Annotated in this window: 22 protein-coding genes; 10 read left to right on the forward strand and 12 right to left on the reverse strand. The window is 39.7% G+C overall.

Annotated features, from left to right (window positions below; translation table 11 throughout):
- Positions 1-35 precede the first annotated feature (35 nt).
- The 3 genes from H4O18_RS05255 to H4O18_RS05265 all read left to right on the forward strand — a co-directional run bounded on the left by H4O18_RS05255 (position 36) and on the right by H4O18_RS05265 (position 2,383).
- Complete coding sequence (locus tag H4O18_RS05255; RefSeq protein ID WP_187582129.1) at positions 36-1,829, forward strand: chloride channel protein; 1,794 nt, start codon at positions 36-38, stop codon at positions 1,827-1,829.
- Between the two features lie 14 nt (positions 1,830-1,843).
- Complete coding sequence (locus tag H4O18_RS05260) at positions 1,844-2,095, forward strand: hypothetical protein (protein ID WP_187582131.1); 252 nt, start codon at positions 1,844-1,846, stop codon at positions 2,093-2,095.
- A gap of 93 nt (positions 2,096-2,188) precedes the next feature.
- Entirely contained in the window at positions 2,189-2,383 is a 195-nt protein-coding gene (locus H4O18_RS05265; protein WP_187582133.1) for a cold-shock protein, read from the forward strand.
- Positions 2,384-2,465: 82 nt separating this feature from the next.
- Here the strand turns inward: H4O18_RS05265 and H4O18_RS05270 are convergent, their stop codons facing one another.
- The gene (locus tag H4O18_RS05270; protein ID WP_187582135.1) at positions 2,466-2,885 is read right to left on the reverse strand and encodes a hypothetical protein; all 420 of its coding nucleotides are present in this window, start codon (positions 2,883-2,885) and stop codon (positions 2,466-2,468) included.
- 75 nt (positions 2,886-2,960) lie between these two features.
- Entirely contained in the window at positions 2,961-3,410 is a 450-nt protein-coding gene (locus H4O18_RS05275) for a nucleoside deaminase (protein ID WP_187582137.1), read from the reverse strand.
- 151 nt (positions 3,411-3,561) lie between these two features.
- Between H4O18_RS05275 and H4O18_RS05280 the strand changes: the two genes are divergently transcribed.
- Together H4O18_RS05280 and H4O18_RS05285 are read left to right on the forward strand one after the other, a co-directional pair.
- Positions 3,562-5,340 carry a 1-deoxy-D-xylulose-5-phosphate synthase gene (locus H4O18_RS05280; protein WP_187582376.1) on the forward strand — a complete coding sequence of 593 codons (1,779 nt, stop codon included), beginning with the start codon at positions 3,562-3,564 and terminating at the stop codon, positions 5,338-5,340.
- Position 5,341: 1 nt separating this feature from the next.
- Positions 5,342-6,454: a DUF3078 domain-containing protein gene (locus H4O18_RS05285; protein ID WP_187582139.1), complete on the forward strand. Its 1,113-nt coding sequence runs from the start codon at positions 5,342-5,344 to the stop codon at positions 6,452-6,454.
- On the opposite strand, the gene dgt is transcribed toward H4O18_RS05285, so the two are convergent.
- Entirely contained in the window at positions 6,451-7,794 is a 1,344-nt protein-coding gene (gene dgt / locus H4O18_RS05290; RefSeq protein ID WP_187582141.1) for a dGTP triphosphohydrolase, read from the reverse strand. The two genes, H4O18_RS05285 and dgt, sit on opposite strands and share 4 nt — an antisense overlap.
- Positions 7,795-8,126: 332 nt before the next feature.
- Between dgt and H4O18_RS05295 the strand changes: the two genes are divergently transcribed.
- The 3 genes from H4O18_RS05295 (at position 8,127) to H4O18_RS05305 (ending at position 12,411) form a co-directional block, all read left to right on the forward strand.
- Complete coding sequence (locus H4O18_RS05295; RefSeq protein ID WP_187582143.1) at positions 8,127-9,332, forward strand: porin; 1,206 nt, start codon at positions 8,127-8,129, stop codon at positions 9,330-9,332.
- A 73-nt stretch (positions 9,333-9,405) separates the two neighbouring features.
- The gene (locus H4O18_RS05300; RefSeq protein ID WP_187582145.1) at positions 9,406-11,676 is read left to right on the forward strand and encodes an inorganic phosphate transporter; all 2,271 of its coding nucleotides are present in this window, start codon (positions 9,406-9,408) and stop codon (positions 11,674-11,676) included.
- Between the two features lie 24 nt (positions 11,677-11,700).
- Positions 11,701-12,411 (forward strand): DUF6503 family protein, encoded by a 711-nt coding sequence (locus H4O18_RS05305; RefSeq protein ID WP_187582147.1) that lies wholly within the window; start codon positions 11,701-11,703, stop codon positions 12,409-12,411.
- A gap of 1 nt (position 12,412) precedes the next feature.
- Here H4O18_RS05305 and nadD read toward each other — a convergent pair whose 3' ends face one another.
- From nadD to H4O18_RS05340, 7 genes are all read right to left on the reverse strand, one after another.
- On the reverse strand, positions 12,413-13,000 hold the full coding sequence (gene nadD / locus H4O18_RS05310; protein WP_187582149.1) for a nicotinate (nicotinamide) nucleotide adenylyltransferase: 588 nt from the start codon (positions 12,998-13,000) through the stop codon (positions 12,413-12,415).
- Positions 13,001-13,083: 83 nt separating this feature from the next.
- On the reverse strand, positions 13,084-13,674 hold the full coding sequence (gene gmk, locus H4O18_RS05315; protein ID WP_187582151.1) for a guanylate kinase: 591 nt from the start codon (positions 13,672-13,674) through the stop codon (positions 13,084-13,086).
- On the reverse strand, positions 13,674-14,531 hold the full coding sequence (locus H4O18_RS05320) for a YicC/YloC family endoribonuclease (RefSeq protein ID WP_187582153.1): 858 nt from the start codon (positions 14,529-14,531) through the stop codon (positions 13,674-13,676). The genes gmk and H4O18_RS05320 overlap by 1 nt, the downstream gene beginning before the upstream one ends.
- A gap of 114 nt (positions 14,532-14,645) precedes the next feature.
- On the reverse strand, positions 14,646-14,969 hold the full coding sequence (locus H4O18_RS05325) for an SdpI family protein (protein WP_187582155.1): 324 nt from the start codon (positions 14,967-14,969) through the stop codon (positions 14,646-14,648).
- Between the two features lie 48 nt (positions 14,970-15,017).
- Entirely contained in the window at positions 15,018-15,842 is an 825-nt protein-coding gene (locus tag H4O18_RS05330) for a 3-keto-disaccharide hydrolase (protein WP_187582157.1), read from the reverse strand.
- A gap of 25 nt (positions 15,843-15,867) precedes the next feature.
- The gene (locus H4O18_RS05335) at positions 15,868-16,644 is read right to left on the reverse strand and encodes a 3-keto-disaccharide hydrolase (protein WP_187582159.1); all 777 of its coding nucleotides are present in this window, start codon (positions 16,642-16,644) and stop codon (positions 15,868-15,870) included.
- Positions 16,645-16,661: 17 nt separating this feature from the next.
- On the reverse strand, positions 16,662-17,714 hold the full coding sequence (locus tag H4O18_RS05340) for a sugar phosphate isomerase/epimerase family protein (protein WP_187582161.1): 1,053 nt from the start codon (positions 17,712-17,714) through the stop codon (positions 16,662-16,664).
- A 144-nt stretch (positions 17,715-17,858) separates the two neighbouring features.
- Between H4O18_RS05340 and H4O18_RS05345 the strand changes: the two genes are divergently transcribed.
- A complete protein-coding gene (locus H4O18_RS05345) occupies positions 17,859-19,562 on the forward strand; it encodes a GMC oxidoreductase (protein ID WP_187582163.1) in 1,704 nt (567 codons plus the stop codon).
- A 61-nt stretch (positions 19,563-19,623) separates the two neighbouring features.
- Entirely contained in the window at positions 19,624-20,085 is a 462-nt protein-coding gene (locus H4O18_RS05350; protein ID WP_187582165.1) for an ASCH domain-containing protein, read from the forward strand.
- 71 nt (positions 20,086-20,156) lie between these two features.
- On the opposite strand, the gene H4O18_RS05355 is transcribed toward H4O18_RS05350, so the two are convergent.
- Both H4O18_RS05355 and H4O18_RS05360 read right to left on the reverse strand, forming a co-directional pair.
- Complete coding sequence (locus tag H4O18_RS05355) at positions 20,157-21,293, reverse strand: Gfo/Idh/MocA family protein (RefSeq protein ID WP_187582167.1); 1,137 nt, start codon at positions 21,291-21,293, stop codon at positions 20,157-20,159.
- 17 nt (positions 21,294-21,310) lie between these two features.
- On the reverse strand, positions 21,311-22,540 hold the full coding sequence (locus tag H4O18_RS05360; protein WP_187582169.1) for an MFS transporter: 1,230 nt from the start codon (positions 22,538-22,540) through the stop codon (positions 21,311-21,313).
- Positions 22,541-22,556: the final 16 nt, after the last annotated feature.

Here is a 22,556-nt window from a genome sequence, read left to right on the forward strand (position 1 = left end):
CTACCTCATTGGATAGCAGGATTTTTTTCAAAATCATGGCAGCATTAAAAAAATCCTGGCTAAACAACTTTTTGGTTTGGCGCGCAAAACATATCTCCCAAAGGCAATTTATTTACATCCTTAGTATTTTGGTTGGGTTTACTTCTGGGATAGGTGCTGTTGTCCTTAAAAATTTAACCCACTTTTTTCAACATCTATTGGAAGGTAATTTGGTGAGATATTACCACAACGCCTTTTATTTTGTTTTTCCTATAATTGGTCTTACCCTTGTTTATTTGATTATTAAATATGTGATTCGCAACAAAGTGAGCCATGGTATTCCTTCCACCCTCTTTGCCATTTCCAAGATGAAGGGAATAATGCGGAAATATCAGATGTTTGGATCAATTCTAACAGCTCCCATTACAGTTGGTTTCGGAGGATCGGTTGGTTTGGAAGGACCTACGGTGGCAACAGGAGCGGCAATAAGCTCCAATATTTCAAGAATGTTCCACGTTAACCAGACCACAAGGAATTTACTTATAGGCTGTGCGGCCGCAGGAGCCATGTCTTCTATATTTAAAGCTCCCATTGCAGCCATTATTTTTGCCATTGAGGTCTTCAGCCTGGATCTAACCATTGCCTCCATGTTACCCTTGCTTTTGGCTTCCCTTTCAGGAATTATAACATCCTACTTTTTCTTTGGGAGCGATGTACTTTTGCCTTTTAAAATTGAGGACGAATTTATAATATCGGACGTTCCCTTCTTTATAATCCTAGGCTTGTTTGCAGGTCTAACCTCCATTTATTTCACAGAAGTATATGAGCGGATCCAAAAAATATTCGACAAAATAGGATCTCCCATCAAAAGGTTGCTCTATGGCGGAATTGCCATTGGAATTTTGGTCTATTTAGTACCCCCATTGTACGGTGAAGGTTTTGATGTGATCAACAACCTAATCAAAGGTAGCCCTGAAAAAGTATTGGAAAACAACATTTTTAATTTAGACCTTTCTCAGGTGTGGGTAGTAATAGGCCTACTTGCCGGATTGGTTTTTTTCAAAATTATTGCCTGTGCCCTGACATTTGGAGCAGGAGGGGTTGGCGGAATCTTTGCCCCAACACTTTTTATGGGAAGCATAATGGGCAATTGCATTGCCAAAGTAATCAACAGTATCGGAATTTTTCCTTACCAAGTTTCTGAAAGTAATTTTACGTTGGTAGGCATGGCCGGACTTATGGCAGGCGTTCTCCACGCTCCCCTTACTGCAATTTTCCTTATAGCAGAGGTCACCGGAGGATATGAATTATTTATCCCTCTAATGATAACCTCTGCAATCTCTTATTCCATTACCAAATACGTGCACCCACATTCTGTCTACAACATGGAATTGGGGCGTAAAGGAGAATTAATTACACATGATAAGGATCATGCCGTACTGACCTTGATGGACATCGATAAGGTAATTGAGGATACTTTTATCCCTATTTATCCTGAAATGAATCTAGGGGAAATTTTGCACGAGGCGGTCGTAAAATCCAACAGAAATATATTCCCGGTAATTGATAGGGAGGACAACACCCTTCTTGGCATCATTTTATTGGATGATATACGCCCCATAATGTTCGATCAGAAATTGTACAAGGAAGTAATGGCCGTTGACATCATGAACACCCCTCCGGATATTATTGAATTGGACAAAGATAAAATGACGGATATTATGGAAAAGTTTCAAAGTAGCGGGGCCTGGAACCTGCCCGTTATTAAGGATGAAAAATATATCGGTTTTATTTCCAAATCCAAGCTGTTGACCGCTTACAGAAGAAAATTAATAAATTTAACCTCCTAAATCCGCTCTTGAGCATGAAATACATCATCACCTTAATTCTTTTGGCTTCCTTGGCTTCAATTATTTATGGGTTTAACATCAATGAGGAAAATAAGGCCTTATCCGATAAATGTATCGGTTTTGGCACCGTAGGAATATTTTTGGTGGCCATGCCCTTATTTCTAATTAAGGTTAGTAAAGGAAAAAAAATGAAGGATTATATGCTTACGGAGGAAAACATCAAAAAAATGCAAGGCAAGGAAAAGAAAACTCCTGATAATCAGTAATTTTTGAAATTTTTTTTAAATCGATTATATTCAGTTTTGCCAAAAAAAACATAAATTAGTAATCTAAACGATTATTATTTTAATTTCATTGCAATGATTGGAACAGTAAAATTTTATAATGAATCCAAGGGATATGGCTTCATTACCAACGACGACACGGGTAAAGACATTTTTGTTCATGCAACTTCATTAAACGGCACTGAACTTAACGAAGGTGACAAAGTAGAATACCAGGAAGAAGAAGGCCGAAAGGGAATAGTTGCTGCACAAGTACAAGTAATTGGCTAATACTATTTATTAAACAAAAATGAAAAACCCTTCGCGAGCGCTAGGGTTTTTTTGCTTTTATCCCCTTAGTTCAGTTCTTGGACTATTTTTCCAATACAAGAATAAATCCATCTGCCCCACTGCCGGAAGTAGAGCTATTTTGATCCAGGAGCAATTTTGTTTCCTCAACCAAAATTCCACCCATCTCCTTGTCGTTTACCAATAAATAATATTTGTCCTTCTCTTGTAGAACTGAATAGGTATAGGTTCCGGTTGACAAGCCGTTATATATTGAATTGGACTCGTCATTATTGACTACCATCAAAGTTCCACCCTTGGCATCGAATTTCCAGACGATTTTCCCTTTTTCAAAATCGTCATCAACGCCTGCGAAACCACCACTTACATTGGTCAGGTTCCAACTCCCTCTAACCAGATCATCGTTCCCATGGCCATTCTCAGTGGTACAACCCAATAGTACGAGCAGTATTCCCAAAGACACTACTATTCCAAGAACCTTCATATTCCAAAAGATTATATATAATTAGACCCATATTCCTTGAAATGGTTGCGTAGTGGATTCTATAATAAATATTAACTAATTCAAATTGCGTTTTTGAATAAAGAACCGTTTTAGAATTTCAGAGGCTTCCTCTTCCAAAACCCCGCTCTGTAATTCTGTTTTGGGGTGTATTTTGGTTCCCATGGCTACAAAACCCCTATCCACGTCCTTTGCCGCATAAACAATCTTTGAAATTTGACTCCAATACAAGGCCCCTGCACACATTTGACAGGGCTCCAAGGTGACATAAAGGGTACAATTGTGCAGGTATTTCCCGCCCAGAAAATTGGCTGCCGCAGTTATGGCCTGCATTTCGGCATGTGCAGTAACATCGTTCAATCTTTCCGTTAAATTGTGTGCCCGGGCAATGATTCTATTCTCAACCACAATAACTGCCCCTACTGGAACCTCCCCTTTTTCAAAAGCGGCCTCTGCCTCTTGTAAGGCTTTTTTCATGAAATAAGTATCATCGAACGGATTGATCATATGAAACATTTTAAGGCACAATAGTAACAAATATTGGCGTAGGGACAAAAAAAATACTATTTGTTTAAAATTTCCAAAAAACCGTTAATGATACCCTAAGAAATATTCAATTCAACATTTAAATACCTTAGTTTTGCGTAACATTTTAAGTATGCCTAGCGGAATTCTACCACATATAAACGACCCTAAGGATATTAGAACCTTAGAAGTAGTCGATTTAATACAACTTGCCCAAGAATTAAGAGGGTTCATAATAGATATTGTAGCTACTAAAGAAGGACATTTAGGAGCCAGCTTGGGAGTTGTGGAACTAACTATTGCCCTACACTATGTATTTGACACCCCTACCGACAAACTAATTTGGGATGTGGGACATCAGGCATATGGACACAAAATACTGACAGGCCGTAGAGAAACATTTAACACCAACAGACAATTAAGGGGCATAAGCGGGTTTCCCAAACGTTCTGAAAGCCCTTATGACGATTTTGGTACCGGACACAGCTCTACTTCCATTTCGGCCATTTTAGGGATGGCATTGGCTTCACAGTTAAAGGGCGAAAAGAATAGACAGCACATTGCAGTCATTGGTGATGCTTCCATTGCCAGTGGTATGGCCTTCGAAGGACTTAACCACGCCGGGGACACCAATGCCAACATTCTTATAATTCTCAATGACAATGCCATAGGAATTGACCCCAGTGTAGGGGCCCTGAAAAAATACCTTACCAATGTTAAAAAAGGGACCGCCAAAGATGAAAACATATTTGAATGTTTAAATTTTAACTATTCAGGCCCTATGGACGGCCACGATTTGGCCTCCTTAATCAATGAATTGAAGAGACTAAAATCTATTGAAGGCCCCAAGCTGCTGCATATTATAACCACCAAGGGAAAAGGTCTCAGAAAAGCCGAGGAAAATCAAGTAGTGTATCACGCCCCTGGAAAATTCAACAAGGAAACGGGTGACCTTTTACCGAAAAATTCGGAAAAGCAGCCTCCGAAGTATCAAGATGTATTTGGATACACCATAGTGGAATTGGCTAAAAAAAATAAAAACATAGTAGGTATAACTCCGGCCATGCCTACAGGAAGCTCCTTAAAATACATGATGGAACAATTGCCCGATAGGGCATTTGACGTTGGTATAGCGGAACAACATGCGGTAACCATGGCAGCGGGTATGGCAGCAGAAGGACTAGTGCCTTTTTGCAACATCTACTCTACTTTTTTGCAACGTGCCTATGATCAGATCATCCATGATGTGGCACTACAGAATCTCCCAGTTATATTCTGTTTGGATCGTGCCGGTATCGTGGGTCAGGATGGCGCAACCCATCATGGCATCTATGATATGGCCTATTTAAGATGTATTCCAAATCTTATTATTTTTGCCCCTATGAACGAAATTGAGCTTAGGGATATAATGTATACTGCCCAACTGGGATTGGGACAACCTATAGCCATAAGGTATCCAAGAGGGAGTGGTGTAATCCTGGATTGGAAACGGGATTTTAATAAAATACCGATAGGAATATCACAAGAATTAAAAAAAGGAACGAAAATTGCGGTACTTTCGATCGGTCATATTGGGAATATGGTGAGCAGTTTGCTGAACAGCCTTAAAGACAATAGCCTTATTGGTCATTACAACATGCGATTTGTAAAACCATTGGACACTGTTATGTTGAACAAAGTTTTATCTACCTATGAGCAGGTCATCACCATAGAGGATGGTTGCAAAATAGGTGGATTCGGAAGTGCGATTTTGGAATATGCAAACGAGATCCATAGTTTTGTTCCCATAAAAATTTTTGGTGTTGAAGATGTTTTTATTGAGCAGGGAACAGTGGAAGAGCTCCAAAAAATGGCTAAAATAGATATTTCGACCTTAAAAAATTATATTAACAACCTTTTGAATTCTGATTAGCATGTACGGTAAAATTTTCATCATTGTCCTTCTGTTTCTAAATTTTAATTTTTTATTTGCCCAAGATACTATACCTGCCCCGCAAGCTCCGGATTCCACCCAAGTGGATTCCATGCGTATAGACACTATTGTAATAAGGACCTTGCAGGACAAAATAAAATATATTCCCCGGGGTGCGGACCTAACCAATCCTGTTGTTTCCTTTAAACGCACCAAACCTCTGGAAGAAAAATATAGGCGTTTCAGTATTCCTTCCTTCTGGGAAAAGGAGAATAAACTTGGATTTAATTTTAGTGAGGTAGCCTTTGTAAACTGGAATGCGGGGGGTAACAATTCCATTTCCGGTTTGGCCAGCGCCAAATTTGTTCGAAATTATAAATTTCGATACGTTCAATTAAACAACAATTTGGATATCCGATATGGCCTTAATGCGCAGGAAGGCTTTAAATTGAGAAAATCCGATGACGCACTGCGGTTTTCCTCCACCTTTGCCTTTAGAAGGGACACCATAAGCAATTGGTATTATTCTGCCAGCGCCGAATTTAGAACGCAGTTCTCCAATGGTTACAAATACCCCAATAGGGATAAACCAATTTCTAGATTTATGGCTCCAGGATATGCTCTTTTGGGAGCTGGTACATCCTATATTCCGGAAGGTAAGAAATTCAACCTACGTCTGGCGCCGCTTACTTTTAAATCTACCTTTGTATTAGACCAAACCTTAGCAAACGGTGGTGCTTTTGGAGTTCAAAAAGCACTGGTGGATACGGATGGCAATATCATAAAGGAGGGCGAAAACGTTTATCTCGAGTTTGGTTTTCTGGTCTCCAATAGTTGGGAAACCGTGGTTTATGACAATGTGAAATTAAATCATAGATTACAGTTATACTCGGACTACGTGAAGAATTTCGGAAATATTGATGTGGACTGGGAATTAAACCTGGACCTGACAGTAAACAAATACGTAAAGGCTTCCATAGGCACCCATGTTTTATATGACCACGATATTATATTCGACGAGGTAAAGGCCGCAGACGGAACCGTTACCACCCCAGGTAAACGCAAAATTCAATTCAAACAATTACTAGGGGTTGGCTTGGTATATGACTTCTAAAGCTGTCTTCCCATAATTTTATTATGGATATGCACCGCTGTACTATCCGATAAACTGGCTACATAACAACAGGTATTCAAGAGAATGGAATATACAGAAGCTGAAGTTTCCCTATAGGATTCTGGCAAAGTAGAAATCATTAATCGGTCGTAATTGGAACTGTTTCCTTCCTTTTCCCGGATTAAAGCCGTGGTGTACACATCCAAAATATCCGAGATGATCTTATAACCGGCTATTTCTTTTTCCAATACTTCCTGGGACTGATATATCTTCTGCACGCTTAATTTAAGAATGTCCTCTATTTGTGCCTTGAACTTACTTTTTTCCATTAAGGAAACCGAGAATTCACCTTTTAGGATAGCATCCTCATTTTCAATAAAAATAGCAATGGCATCCGAAATCAAGGTATTGATCGCCAAAGCCCTTAAATAGCTCAGTCGATCTTCCATATAGATCAACTCGTTATACTTTTTTATATTAATGCTGTCCTTTACCAACTTAATTAAGTATTCCAAAGCATAATCCTCAGAAATAAGTCCTAAATTGATTCCGTCCTCAAAATCTATAATAGTATAACAAATATCATCCGCAGCTTCCACCAAGAAGGTAAGTGGGTGTCTACAAAAACCAACATCCTCTCCTTTACCCCTTGATTCCAATCCCAATTCCTCGGCTAATTCCCTAAAAGAAACAACGTCTTGCTGGAAAAAGCCAAATTTTTTATCTGCAATATGTTTGGTAGGCTTTTTGGGCAACGATTCTTTTGGGTACTTCATAAAAGCGCCCAAGGTGGCATAACTCAGTCGCAATCCACCCTCTACTCCTTTTCGGGTCTCCGTTAACAACTTATAACCATTGGCATTACCTTCGAAATCTACAATATCCTGATATTCCTTCTGAGTTAGGACATCTTTGAATTGTTGACCTTTTCCCGTTTTAAAATATTCCCCAATAGCCTTTTCACCACTATGCCCAAATGGTGGATTTCCTATATCATGTGCCAATGCCGCAGCGGCCACTATGGCCCCGAAATCATTAAACCTATATCCATGTACCTCACTAAGATAGGGATGTCTTTCCAAAATTTTCTTTCCGGCAATCCTACCGAGGCTTCTTCCCACCACAGAGACTTCCAAGCTATGGGTAAGTCGGGTATGGACAAAATCGGTTTTGGATAGGGGTATTACCTGGGTCTTGTCCTGTAGGCTCCTAAAGGCTGCGGAGAATATTACCCTATCGTAATCCACTTCAAAACCCAAGCGGGTTTCATCCTGTTCTTTTCGTATTCTTTTGTGGGTATCACCAAAGCGTTTTAATGATAGAAGTTGTTCCCAATTCATGTTCTCAATTTAGTTGCCGCAAGATACATTTTTAGAAATTCAACACATAATAAAACCCTAATGCACATTCCAGAACCCAAAAACCTCAGATCAATTTTTAACGATAAGTTAATCTTAACATTACAATGGGTTTATTAGTAATCCCCATCTTAGCACTTGTCTATAGACTATTTTGGTTTCATTTTAACTATTAGTTTTTGTCGACTATTGATGTGAAATCGGAAGCTACCTCTGGCCAAGGTAGCTTTTTTATTTAAAGTAATGTTGTTTCTAAGTTAACCTTAAATTAACACATATGTTGGTTCTTTGCGCTCGACAAAAACTAATATATTATGAAAATGAAATGCTTAGCTCTTGGGCTAATAATATGCTCATTTTTCACATCTTATTCCCAAGAAACCAATGCCCCGGAATTTGGCAAGGGTCTTTTTAATTTAGTGGGTAAGGATAGTACTTGGAGTGCAAAGATTGCGGCTAGAATGCAATTTTTGAGTAGTACAACCTGGTCGGAAAATTCGAACGGAGATTTTACGGACCCACACTTTAACGCACTTATCAGGAGGGCGAGGTTAAAATTTGATGGATTTGTATATTCCCCTAAACTTAGCTACAAACTGGAATTGGGTTTATCCAATAGGGATATCTCGGGTGGCTCCGAATACACAAGTGATGCTCCCCGATATATATTGGATGCCGTAGTAATGTGGAATTTTTATCAAAATTTTGAACTTTGGGTAGGACAAACCAAACTCCCTGGCAACATGGAAAGGGTTATTTCCTCTGGAAACCTTCAAATGGTGGATCGCTCCTTGTTGAATGGCCAGTTTACCTTGGACAGGGACATGGGCATACAGCTTAGACACTTCACCAACCTAACGGACACATTTTTAATACGGGAAATAGTCGCCATTTCGCAAGGTGAAGGTAGAAACGTCACCACTGGAAACCTAGGCGGGCATCAATACAGCGGACGTTTGGAACTACTTCCATTTGGCGAATTCAAGGGAGGTGGAGAATATAGCGGTGCCGATTTAAAAAGGGAACAATCCCCAAAACTGATGTTGGCGGCCACCTATAACCTTAATCTGAATGCTGTAAAGACCAGAGGTAGCCAAGGGACTTATATGGTAACCGATTACGGATTTCACAAAACCAATATCAACACACTTTTTCTGGATGCCATGTTTAAATACAACGGATTCTCCTTTATGGCAGAATACGCCCACAGGGATGCCGATGACCCATTTGCTAGAAATTTAGACGGCTCCCTGACAGGCGATGTGGTTCAAGTGGGGCATGGATTAAATCTGCAAACAGGATATCTTTTTAATAACAATCTGGAGATTTCAGGGAGATACACAAACGTAGAATTAAACAATAATATTACTGGTGCAAACCCAGAAAATCAGTACACCTTGGGGCTTTCCAAATATATTGTTGGCCACAAATTAAAGGTCCAAACAGATATTAGTTATCTTTCTGTTGGGAATGGCCCTGAAGAATTGATGTATAGACTTCAACTGGATGTACATTTTTAGCAAAAAATATAACCTTAAGATAACGTTACGAACCTAGAGACTTTAGATATTTGCAAACTATTTTTATAAGATAATGGACAATTTATATTTATTAATGATCATTGCCCTTGCCTTCTTGGCAATAGCAGATTTAGTAGTTGGAGTTAGTAATGACGCCGTAAACTTTTTAAATTCCGCAATTGGCTCCAAAGCCATTTCGTTTAGGACTATAATGATCGTGGCCAGTTTGGGGATAGCCATAGGTGCCATTTTTTCCAGCGGTATGATGGAGGTCGCCCGAAAAGGTATCTTTCATCCCGGTGAGTTCATGTTCAGCGAGATTATGATAATTTTCATGGCGGTTATGATAACCGACATCTTGTTATTGGATTTTTTCAATACTGTAGGGATGCCTACCTCCACCACAGTATCCATTGTTTTTGAACTTTTGGGAGCCTCTGTCGCCATGTCCTTTATTAAAATAGCCTCAAGTGGGGGGGACTATATTGATATTTATAATTATATAAACACTTCAAAGGCTACTGAAATTATTTTGGGCATTTTGCTTTCCGTTGTCATTGCCTTTTCCATAGGAGCCTTAGTGCAATATCTGTCCCGAATTCTACTTTCTTTCGACTTTAGAAAAAAGGCTAAGATCATAGGAGCACTCTTCGGAGGTATAGCCTTGTCCGCTATCACCTATTTCATCCTAATTAAAGGTTTAAAAGGTGCTACTTTCGTAAGTGATGATGTTCTTGATTATATTAAAAACAATACTGGCACCATTATCATAGGAAGCCTCGTGCTTTGGACCATAGTATCTTATATTATTTCGGTGGTGTTGAAATATGACGTTTATAAACTCATTATTATCGTAGGAACATTTGCCTTGGCACTTGCTTTTGCCGGGAACGACCTTGTTAACTTTATAGGAGTTCCAATTGCCGCATGGCAGTCCTTTGAAGCCTGGCAAGCCTCTGGTATTCCTGCTAATGAATTTAGTATGACCGTATTGGCCGACAAGGTCCCTACCCCAACTGTTTTATTATTCGTAGCGGGAATGGTCATGGTTCTTACCCTCTGGTTTTCCAAAAAAGCACGCTATGTAACCCAAACAGAAATTAACCTATCCAGGGAAGGTGAATCAAAGGAACGTTTTCAGCCTAATTTCCTGTCCAGAGGAATAGTAAGATCGGCAATGATGTTATCCACGGTTACTTCAGCGCTTTTACCAAAATCTTTACAGGAAAGAATAGATTCCAATTTTAAAAAACCAGTTATACCCCTTTCCAAGGATAAAACTTTTGAAATGCCAGCTTTTGATATGGTAAGGGCCTCCGTGAATTTGATGGTTGCCGGTATATTGATTTCCTTGGCCACATCTTACAAATTACCATTGTCTACCACTTATGTTACCTTCATGGTGGCAATGGGTTCATCCTTGGCCGATAGGGCTTGGGGGGCAGAAAGTGCGGTTTACCGAGTTGCAGGAGTTTTGAATGTTATTGGAGGTTGGTTCTTTACAGCCATTATCGCCTTTGTATCAGCCGCCGTAATTGTTTCCCTTATCAATATTCATGTTCCGTCAATGGTGGCCGTACTATTATTACTTGCGGTGCTATTGCTTGTAAGAAACTACATTTCACATAACAAAAAGTCCAAGGAAATAAAAGCTGAAGACAGTCTAAGAAAGGCTGAAAGCAGTTCTATCCAAGGCGTGATCGAGGAAAGTGCGGACAATATTTCCAACGTTGCAAAAAGAAGTAACAAAATATACACAAACATCATAGATGGCCTCGCAAAGCAAGATTTGGAGCTTCTGAAAAAGAACAAAAAAGGTGTTCGTAAACTCTCTGATGAAATAGACGAATTAAGAGATCATATTTTCTATTTTATCAAAAATTTGGATGATGCCAGTGTAGGGGCCAGTAATCTCTATATAAACATCTTGGGATATTTGCAGGATATGGCGCAATCATTGGAATATCTCAACAAAATAAGCCATAAGCACATCCACAATAACCACAAAAAATTAAAATACAACCAGATTAAAGAGCTAAAAGAAATAGATCTTGAATTACAAAAATTGCTCAGTGCTACTAAAGCGGCTTTTGAAACTCGGTCATTTAATCGTATAGGTATCATTTTTGCCAGTAAACAAGAACTCTTGGATATGGTATCGCAAAAAATTGAAAAACAAATTGCTAGGACACGTACAGAAGAATCCAGTCCTAAAAATACCACCTTGTACTTTACCTTTCTTTTGGAAACTAAAGATTTCATTAACGCCACTATGAATCTTCTGGAGCTATACTACAAGGAGCACGATAGTACGGTTAAACCTGCAAAACTGGAGGCACAATAAGGTCAATTACAATATGACGATTGAATGAAATACTTATTCCTGCTTATCTTTTTTGCCGCTACCGCCTGTTGTATGGGTCAAAATTTAACGGGTTCGGAACTTCTGGAAAAAGCTATTGCCTATCATGATCCCAACGGTAATTGGAATTCTTTTAAAGGGGTATTTACGGTAAGTATGGAACCCCCAAAAGGGGATAAAAGGATAAGTTACATAGCGATTGATCTGCCAGCCTGCGAATTTAAATTGACCACAAATAAGGAGGGCACGGTCATAGTACAAACTATGGATAAAGGGGATTGCCTTTTAACGCTCAATGGAAATGAAGATATTTCAGATGCCGATAAGGCCGCTCATAATATCTCTTGTGAACGGACCAAAATGATGAAGGACTATTACACTTATCTCTATGGCCTACCCATGAAATTAAAAGATCCTGGAACCATTATTGAGTCCCGTGTAGAACCCAAAACTTTCAAAAACAAGGAATATTTAAGACTTAAAGTAACTTATACCGAAGAAGTTGGGACAGACACCTGGTATTTTTATTTTGACCCTACTACCTATGCCATGGAAATCTATCAGTTTTTCCATAATGAATCCAAAAATGGAGAGTACATTTTACTTTCAGGCGAAGAGATTATAAGCGGCATTAAAATGCCGAAGACCAGGGCATGGTATTACCATAAAAACGATCAGTATTTAGGGACGGATGTCTTGGATAAAAACTCCAATTAAACTATCTATAAAAATTCATTTCATCCATATACTTCCAAACGCTTTCCGGCAGCAAGGGTCTCACATTTTTGCCCAATTTATGTTGCGCCCTTATGAATGTAGATGATATTTCCATGATCGGTGCAGTAACATGGTGTATGTTGCCATGGTCTTTAAACCTATGCTCCACTTTTCCTTCAGAAATCCTAGGGTAGACATAAATGGTATGATTTTCCAGAATAACCTCATAGTTCTTCCATTTGTGCAAGCCCTTTAAATTGTCCTCCCCCATAATCAAACAGAAATCATGATCAACATCATATTTTTCCTGTAAATAAGCTAGGGTAGTCACCGTATAATTAGGTTGGGGAAGATCAAATTCTATTTTACTAGGTTTCAATTTGGGATAATCCTGGGTAGCCTCGACTACCAGCTGATAACGGTGATGATTGTCCAGAAGGGTTTTTTTGGTTTTAAACGGACTTTGAGGGGTTACCACGAACCAGACCTCATCCAAGTCGGAAAATTCCACCATATGATTGGCAATCACCAAATGCCCAATATGAATTGGATTAAAAGTACCGAAATAAAGCCCTATTTTTTTATTCATGCGAAACTTGATTCAGCATCATTTTTCAATGAATTATTCTAATTTTAATATGGAGGAGTTGACATGTAGCGATTAATATCTGCCTAAATTTTATTCTTCATTTCAATGCCTATAAAATCCGCCACCAACTTATGTGCCTCGTTTAGGGCAGTATCCAAATCATAATTTTTAATAACAGTATCAAATTGGGGTGCAGTGGCCAATTCCACCGAAGCCTTGGCTATTCGCATATTAATTTTATCCTCCGATTCCGTACTGCGCTTTTTCAACCTAATTTTAAGTTCATCCACACTCGGAGGCTTTACAAAAACGGCCAGTGTCTGCTCTGGAAATTTCTTTTTTATTCGTAAACCTCCCACAACATCAATATCAAAGATTACATTCTTCCCTTCGGCCCAAAGTCGGTCTACCTCACTTTTTAAAGTCCCGTAGAAATTATCCCTATAGACTTCCTCCCATTCAAGAAAGTCATCGTCCTTTATATGTTGTTTAAATTCGGACAAACTCATAAAGTAATAATGCTCGCCGTGTTTCTCCTTTCCGCGTCTGGGCCTTGAAGTAGCCGAAATAGAAAAAGCCAAATTGAGCTCGGGCTGGTTTAATAGATGTTTAACTATGGTTGTTTTTCCACTACCTGAAGGGGCAGAAAAAATTATTAATTTTCCTCCTTTCATTATAAAACATTAAGCATTTGTTCTTTGATTTTTTCCAATTCGTCCTTCATCTGTACCACTAGCTGCTGCATTGGGGCAAAATTTGCCTTGGAACCAATAGTATTGATCTCCCGTCCAATTTCCTGACTAATGAATCCCAGTTTCTTACCGTTGGAGTCGTCAGATTTCAGCGTACTGGCAAAATAATCCAAGTGATTTAGCAAACGGACTTTTTCTTCGGTAATATCGTACTTCTCAAGATAATAAATAAGTTCTTGTTCAAAGCGGTTGGTGTCCAGGTTGGTCTTAAGGTCAGCAACAGCCTTTTCCAGCCGCTCCCTTATCGTCAAAAGCCTATCTGGGTCCATTTGTGCAACCTTGTCCAATAAATCCTTTAAAACGTCTATTCTGGCTTCAAAATCGGTCTCCAACACCTTTCCTTCTTCCGTTCTAAAAATATTTATTTCCTTGAGAGCTTCCTCCAGCGATTCTTTTATAACCTTATATTCCTCCTCATCAATGTCCTCCCGTTCAGTTTTCATGGTATCGGGCATGCGCATAGCTATTTCCAATAGGCCCATTTCATTCCCAGAAACAATATGTCCCAATTGCTTCATATATTGCCTTACCACCACTTCGTTGACCTCGGAAGAAGTCTCAGCTCCTGTATTTTCTATATAGAGACTAAAATCTATTTTCCCTCTAACCAAAGACCCGGCAATGGTCCTGCGCAATTCCAATTCCTTTTCCCGATAAGTGGAGGGTATTCTGGCATTTAAATCAAGACTTTTACTATTTAGTGATTTGATTTCAATGGTAATTTTTTTCGAAGGAAGTTGAATAACGTGCTTCCCAAATCCTGTCATTGATTGGATCATAAATTATTTTTAAATTTTGTCAAAGGTAAATAAAATTGGGGTTTGTATTCCTAGATGGTCAAGACCTGTGAAAAGTCATTCATTAAGGCCCCAATTACTATTTTGAACACTTCCCTAATGGGGTTTGCCCTCCTTATTCATTCGTCTCCCATTTTTATCAAAATTATGCGCTAATTGCTGTTCGCACCAAAATATGCCTACAAACAAGGCAACTACTAGAAAAAAACCGGAAATACCAAGGGACCAAGGGGGAGAAATGAAATAAGCTGCTGTCCCTACCACTAAGGTTGCCATGCCCGCGTAAATCATCATTTTGGCTCCAATTTTGTTGCCGAAATCCCAAGTCTCCTGGTTCCTCATGCTTTTCCGAGAGCGATAGCCATAAATAAAATTAATGCTTTTGGGAGGGAATGCCTTATAGTACCAGGCAAAAATCATTAATAGTAGACTGGGGGCTGTGGCTCCAAGGAAAAACACCCATTCCATCTAAAGCTCCCGCACCCAAATATTCCTATAACTAACCCTACTATTGTCCCCATGGTCCTGTAGCTTTAAAGGACCCTTGCCGTGTGGTGGGTTCTTGGGCCAGCCTATATAGGGTGTTGTTCCCTTAATCTCAACATTGTCCTGTACCAGAACACCATTATGCAAAACCGTTACTGTTCCTGACTTTATTTTATTGCCATCCTTATCAAACTCGGGCGCATGATAAATGATATCATAAGTATTCCATTCCCCCGTAGGTACGGAGGCCATAGCAAGAGGGGTGTGTTGTTTATATATGGAACCCACTTGACCATTTACATATGTATCGTTATCGTTGTTGTCCAAGACCTGTACCTCGTACAACCCATTTAAAAAGACACCGCTATTGCCCCTACTCTGTCCTTTTCCTTGTATTTCTGCAGGAGATTTCCATTCCAAATGCAATTGGATGCTACCAAAGTTTTGAACAGTTTGTATATCCCCTGTCTTATTATTGACTGTCATACTACCGTCATTGTTTACAATCCACTTGGCCGCAGTACTATCCCTGGAAGAGATCCAGTTGTCCAGATTTCCTCCATTAAAGAGTACAATAGCATCACTTGGAGCTCCTTTAATGGGGTCATGTGGATTTACCACAGGTGGCACCGGCTTATAAAATTCGGTCTCCTCTGGAGTAGTAGGCTCTGTACCGGAGTATTCTCCCTGAACTTCAGTTTCTTTCTCAATTGCCTTTGTGTCTTTTGGCTCCAACGGATCCACGGTGACCTTTTCCTTACAGCCGAACGCCAAAATCAATATAAAAGTGATATAAATAGATTTCATTTTCATAGACTTATCCAATATTGGTTTAATCCAATGATTTTATCTTAATATTTCTGAAGGACACTATGTCTCCGTGATCCTGTAATCCTATTCTTCCAGTTTTATACTTTCCAAAATGTTCCGACCCCTTAAATTTAGACTTGTCGATCATAGCCTCCCATTCCTCACCATGTACCGGGAAGGAAGCTACTTCCGTACCATTTAACACTACATTCCCTTTATTGGTCTTGTGGTTTACTGTGATAACACAGGTATTCCATTCCCCGACCGGTTTGGTAACGTCACCACTAGGACCAACCATATCGTACAAAGCCCCTGCTTGTCGTACAGGTCCATTTTTTGCGTCAGGGTGTTTTTCATTATCCAATACTTGTATTTCCGGTCCGGAATGGTAGGCTTCTGGTAGACTTTCCAATTCCTTTACACCCCAAAAAATTCCGCTATTTCCACCTTCCGAAATTTTCCAATCCAAGGATAGTACAAAGTTGGTAAAGTCCTCCTTGGTCACTAAATTGTATTTCTCTCCTTTTTTACGCTCCTTTGGTGGATAGTAAACCATGGCACCGTCCTCAATCTTCCATGCATCCCCAACACCATCTTCCAAATACCGTTTCCATGCATCAAAATTGGTCCCATCAAAAAGCACCTTCCATTCCCCTTCAATTAGGGCTGTTGGAGGTGGAGTTGTTTTCTCAGAATTGGCAAGGGGATCTGAGTCTAAGTCCATGTTCGTTTTTTCCGTTTTATCTTTACAGCCGATTACCATAACGGCTATCAAGGCACTAAAAATTAATTTTTTCATCTTCTTATTTGTTGAAATTAAAGTCCTAATATTTTCTTCAATACTGTTTTATCAATAGCTGCCCCAGCAAAATCGTCAAAGGTTTTCTCAGTGGCTTCAATTATATGGTCCTGTATAAATTTGGCACCTTCCCTAGCCCCTTGTTCTGGACTTTTTATGCAGCATTCCCATTCCATTACCGCCCAAACATCACAACCGTACTGTGTTAATTTAGAGAAAATGGTTTTAAAATCTATCTGTCCGTCACCCAGTGAGCGATATCTACCTGCACGGTCACCCCAATCATTGAATCCACCAAAGGCTCCTTTTTTACCGGTAGGATTAAATTCGGAATCCTTAACATGAAAAGATTTTATGAATTCGTGGTAATGGTCTATATAAGCAATGTAGTCCAATTGTTGAAGTACAAAATGGCTTGGGTCATAAAGAATATTGACCCTTTTGTGATTTCCGGTAGCAGCCAAGAAACGCTCAAAGGTATCCCCGTCATGAAGATCTTCACCAGGGTGTATTTCATAACATACATCCACCCCTTCCTTGTCAAAATGATTCAGGATGGGCAACCATCTTTTGGCCAGCTCCTCAAAGCCCATTTCTACCAATCCGGCAGGTCTCTGAGGCCAAGGGTGGGCCGTGTGCCATAATAAGGAACCAGAAAAAGTGGCATGTGCATTTAGTCCAAGTCTACGGCTTGCAGTGGCTCCTTTTTTAACAACATCAATGGCCCATTCTGTTCTGGCCTTAGGATTGTTCTTCACCTTGTCCGGCGCAAAATTGTCGAACATAAGGTCATAAGCAGGATTCACTGCCACCAATTGTCCTTGCAAATGCGTTGACAACTCTGTAATCTCGAGTCCGTATGAATTAATCTTTCCCTTTAATTCATCACAGTAGGTCTGACTTTCGGCAGCTTTATCCAAATCGATAAGAAAATCGACCCAAGTTGGTATTTGTATCCCTTTATATCCCAAATCGGATGCCCATTTACACATGCCATCCAATGAATTGAATGGTGCTTTTTCATCAACAAATTGTGCTAAAAATACTGCCGGCCCTTTAATTGTCTTCATTTTGATTTTTTATTAAGTGTAATTGAAAATAACCTTAGTTAACATTTAGGATAAAAATCCTATATTTAAAGTTTGTAGCATATACCTACAAATGCGAAGTCATAAATATAGGAAAAGCATCAGAATTAAAACAAGAAATATAGAATGAATCAAAGTGAAATATTTGATGCCATTGTTGTAGGTACTGGAATTAGTGGAGGTTGGGCAGCTAAAGAACTTTGTGAGAACGGGTTAAAAACTTTGGTTCTGGAAAGAGGACCAATGGTAAAGCATATCGAGGATTATCCCACAATGAACGATGACCCATGGGATTACCCATTAAAAGGTAAATTATCTAAATCGGATAAGGAAAAATATCACATACAAAGTAGGTTGAATTGGGCACCAGATCAGAGCAATAAGCATTTCTTTGTGAACGATTTGGAGCATCCGTACGTTCAAACCAAACGATTTGATTGGATTAGAGGATATCAAGTCGGCGGACGTTCCCTAACATGGGGCAGACAGAGTTACCGTTGGAGTGATATTGACTTTGAAGCCAATAAAAAAGAGGGCATCAGTATTGATTGGCCTGTTCGTTATAAGGACATTTCGCCGTGGTATGACAAAGTTGAGGAATATATAGGGGTAAGTGGACAAGCCCTAGGGCTAAAACAATTGCCTGATGGCAAATTTCAACCCCCCATGAAATTGAATTGTGTAGAAGAAGACTTTCAAAAATCTATAGAAGAAAAATTTGATGATGGTCGTTTGGTGACCATTGGTCGTACGGCGCACATTACCGATCCAAATGCAGATTTTGAAGGTCGTGGAGTATGTCAAAATCGAGATAGATGCTGGCGTGGATGCCCCTTCGGAGGCTATTTTAGCAGCAATTCATCCACTTTGCCGGCCGCAGAAAGAACAGGTAATATGACACTCAGACCCAATTCCATTGTGTACGAAGTCGTCTATGATGATAAAACAAAAAGAGCGACCGGAGTAAAAGTGATAGATGCGGAGACCAACGAAAAAATGGAGTTCAAAGCCCGTATTATTTTTCTTTGTGCTTCAGCAATGGCTTCCGTCGGTATTTTACTGCAATCAAAAAGTGAACGCTTTCCAAACGGTCTTGGAAATGACTCTGATGCCTTAGGAAGAGGAATTATGGACCATCATTATAAATTGGGGGCAACTGCCAAAGTAGATGGGTATTTGGACAAATATTACAAAGGTCGCCGTGCCAATGGTTTCTATATTCCCCGATTCGTAAATATGGACGAAAAGACCAAACGTGATGGGTATATTCGTGGATTCGGATTTCAAGGTACCGCCAGTAGAGGCGATTGGTCGGAAGCCATTGGTGAGTTGGGATTCGGAAAAGAACTCAAAGAAAGTATTCTAAGGCCCGGTCATTGGACGATCGGTGTCACCGGATTTGGAGAATTCCTGCCATATGACGACAACAGAGTTACCTTAAGCCCAACTGAAAAAGATAAATGGGGGCTCCCACAATTGGCGTTTGATGTGGAGTTCAAGGAGAACGAGTTGAATATGCGCAAGGATATCATAAAAGTTATTGTAGAAATGTTTGAAGCGGCAGGATTTAAAGATGTACAATCCTATGAAGAACCTTCCGGGCCAGGATTGGGAATACATGAAATGGGCGGCGCCCGTATGGGGCATGATCCCAAAACTTCGATCTTGAATAAAAATAATCAAGTGCATCTGGTCCCCAATGTATATGTTACCGATGGAGCATTTATGACCTCCTCCAATTGTGTAAATCCGTCATTGACTTATATGGCATTTACGGCCAGGGCGGCAAATCATGCAACCAAACAATTAAAAGCGGGTAAATTTTCATAACATCTTTCGAGAAATAATTAATGTATTTTACCGTTACTGTTAAAACTTAGACCTAATTAGAATGGACAATGCTTCGGCTAGAAATATGTGGGGTGATTTTTTGGACGCCCACTTGGAATTTGCTTTTGAAGAAGCACCTAAAGTGTTTCACTTTAGCGACAATGAACAAGATGCTGACCGCGTAGTGGGACTGGTCATCAAAAACCTTAAGAAAGCGGCCTCCTTTTCCCTTTTGGGCCTACAATATAGAAAAGAGCCACTGCCTAAAATAGGTGCTTTTATGGTAATTACAGATTGGAAAGGCGAAGCCAAGTGCATCATAAGGACTACCTCGGTAAAATTGAAGCCATTTTTTAGTATTACCAAAGAGTATGTACAATTGGAAGGCTTAGGAGACAAAAGTCTAGAGCACTGGAAAAAATACCATTGGGATTATTTTACCCGTGAATTGGCACCTTACGAACGTGTTCCCAGAGACAGTATGATTGTAGTTTGTGTAGAGTTCGAAAAGGTTTACGGATAATTCCAGTGACTTATAATTATAATAAAAAATGGCCGCAATTGCGGCCATTTTTATATCAACTTCCTCTTAAATTATTTCAAATCGATCCAAACGTTGCCTTTTTTGTTGGACTCCACAGTGCTTTCAATAAAATCCAGACCGCGAACACCGTCCAGCATGGTCGGGAATTCTCCATCGTTATATTTTTCACCGCGAATTGCCCTTGCAACACCTAAATAGATATTGGCCATGGAATCAAAAATTCCTTCCGGATGTCCTGGGGGCAATTTAGTTCCCGCCAAGGATAACTTGGAATTATAGGCATGTCCAGGTTTAAAGACCTGAAGAGGTTTATCATCACTTAAGACATACAAATAATTGGGATTCTCCTGCTCCCATCTAAGTCCACCCTTCTCACCATAAATAGCAATGGTAAGTCCGTTTTCTTCTCCTGTAGCCACCTGACTGGAGCGAATAACCCCTTTCACGTGCTTGTCCATACGGATCAAAACCGTACCGTCTACATCCATTTGATTGTCCTCGTACAAATAATTGAAATCTGCTAAAATGGATTTTATGGTCAAACCGGTTGTATATTCGATCATATTAAAGGCATGCACCCCAATATCTCCCATACAAGAACTGATACCAGCCTTTTTGGGGTCTAACCTCCATACCGTTGAACGCTTAGCCCTGTCATGGATAATAGAGTTGATCCAACCTTGGTAATATGCCGCATCTACCTTATGTATTTTGCCAATGGCTCCTGCCTTAATCATCTCCCTCATCTGCCTAACCATAGGATACCCTGTATAAGTGTGGGTAACCGCAAAAACGGTTTTGGCCTTTTCCAAAGTTGCCTGTAATATTTTTGCTTCTTCATAAGTAGTTGTCATTGGCTTTTCACAAATTACATGAAAGCCGTTTTCCAACAACTTTTTGGCCATAGGAAAATGCAAAAAGTTAGGGGTAAGTACAGAACATACCTGAATACGTTCTTCCTTTGGTAGTTTTAATTCCTCTTCCACCAAGGTATCAAAATCCTTATAAATCCTATTGGTGGGCACATCTATTTCCTTGGCAAAAGCAACATTAGCTTCAAAGTCCGGGTTAAAAACTGCGCCAACAATTTCGTAATTGTCATTAATTTGGGATGCCACTCGGTGCAAAACCCCAATAAGGGAGTCTCCTCCACCCCCCAAAATTCCTAGTTTAATTTTCTTGCTCATAATCTATTTATTCCAATTTACTCTTTATATTCTACTTCTTCGTTTTTAAAAAATATTGCGAAAAGCACCATAGCCCCAAATGCAAAAATAGCAGGAAATGTCCAAATATCCGTCCAGCTGTGAACACCTTCACTTAGCAAATAGCTATCGGTTATTTTACCGGCAACCCAAAAACCTATCAGCATTCCTACGCCATAGGTAGCCAAGGTTATCAAGCCTTGGGCGGCGCTTTTAAATTTATCTCCCGCCTTGGAATCCGTATAAATCTGTCCGGAAACAAAGAAAAAATCATAACAAATTCCGTGAAGGGCTATACCCAAAATTAACATGAAAGCCAAATCTCCCGAATTTCCATAAGCAAAAAGGAGATATCTTATGGTCCAGGCCAACATCCCGGCAATCAATGTATTTTTAAATCCAAATTTCTTAAAAAAATAGGGCAATAACAACATAAACAAAACTTCCGAACCTTGGCCAATAGTCATTTTACCCGTTGGATTTTCCATTCCAATCTCCGATAAAAATGGATTGGCATTTTGGTAATAAAAAGCCAAGGGAATACATATTAAAATTGATGAAATAAAGAAAATCAAAAAATTTCTATCCTTCAGGAGTTTCAGGGCATCCAGTCCCAAAATACTCGATATCGATACCTTTTCACCCGTTTTGACCTTTGGAGGTGTTTTGGGCAAGGTAAAACTAAAAAGTCCCAGAACGGCCGAAGCGATCGCAACCATTAAAAAGGTATTTTTCAATAGGCCTTCCCCCCTAGAGGCCTCGGAATCCCAAAGAAACACATAACTAATTATTAATCCGGCCACAATCCAACCTATTGTACCAAAGACCCTAACAAAAGAAAATTCCTTGGCAGGATTTTTCATCTGAGTAAAGGATATTGAATTTACTAGGGCCAAAGTAGGCATATAAAGGATCATATATCCGAGCACATAGGGATAAAATCCGGCAAAGTCTACCGCCGTATACATCTGATACATCATAATGGCGCCCAAAAGATGTAATACTCCCAAAATGCGCTCCGCATTAAAATATCTATCGGCAATCAATCCAATGATAAAAGGAGCAATAATAGCCCCCCAAGATTGCGTTGAATACGCCATAGCCGATTCTGCACCCGTAGCCTTTAGGTTTTGACCCAAAAAGGTACCAAGTGTCACGAACCACCCTCCCCAAATAAAGAATTCGAGGAACATCATTAAGGACAATTGTACTTTGGTTTTTACATTCACGATTCGGCGGGTCTAT

Origin of the sequence: Arenibacter arenosicollis (assembly GCF_014397245.1) — a bacterium.
Taxonomy (GTDB): domain Bacteria; phylum Bacteroidota; class Bacteroidia; order Flavobacteriales; family Flavobacteriaceae; genus Arenibacter; species Arenibacter arenosicollis.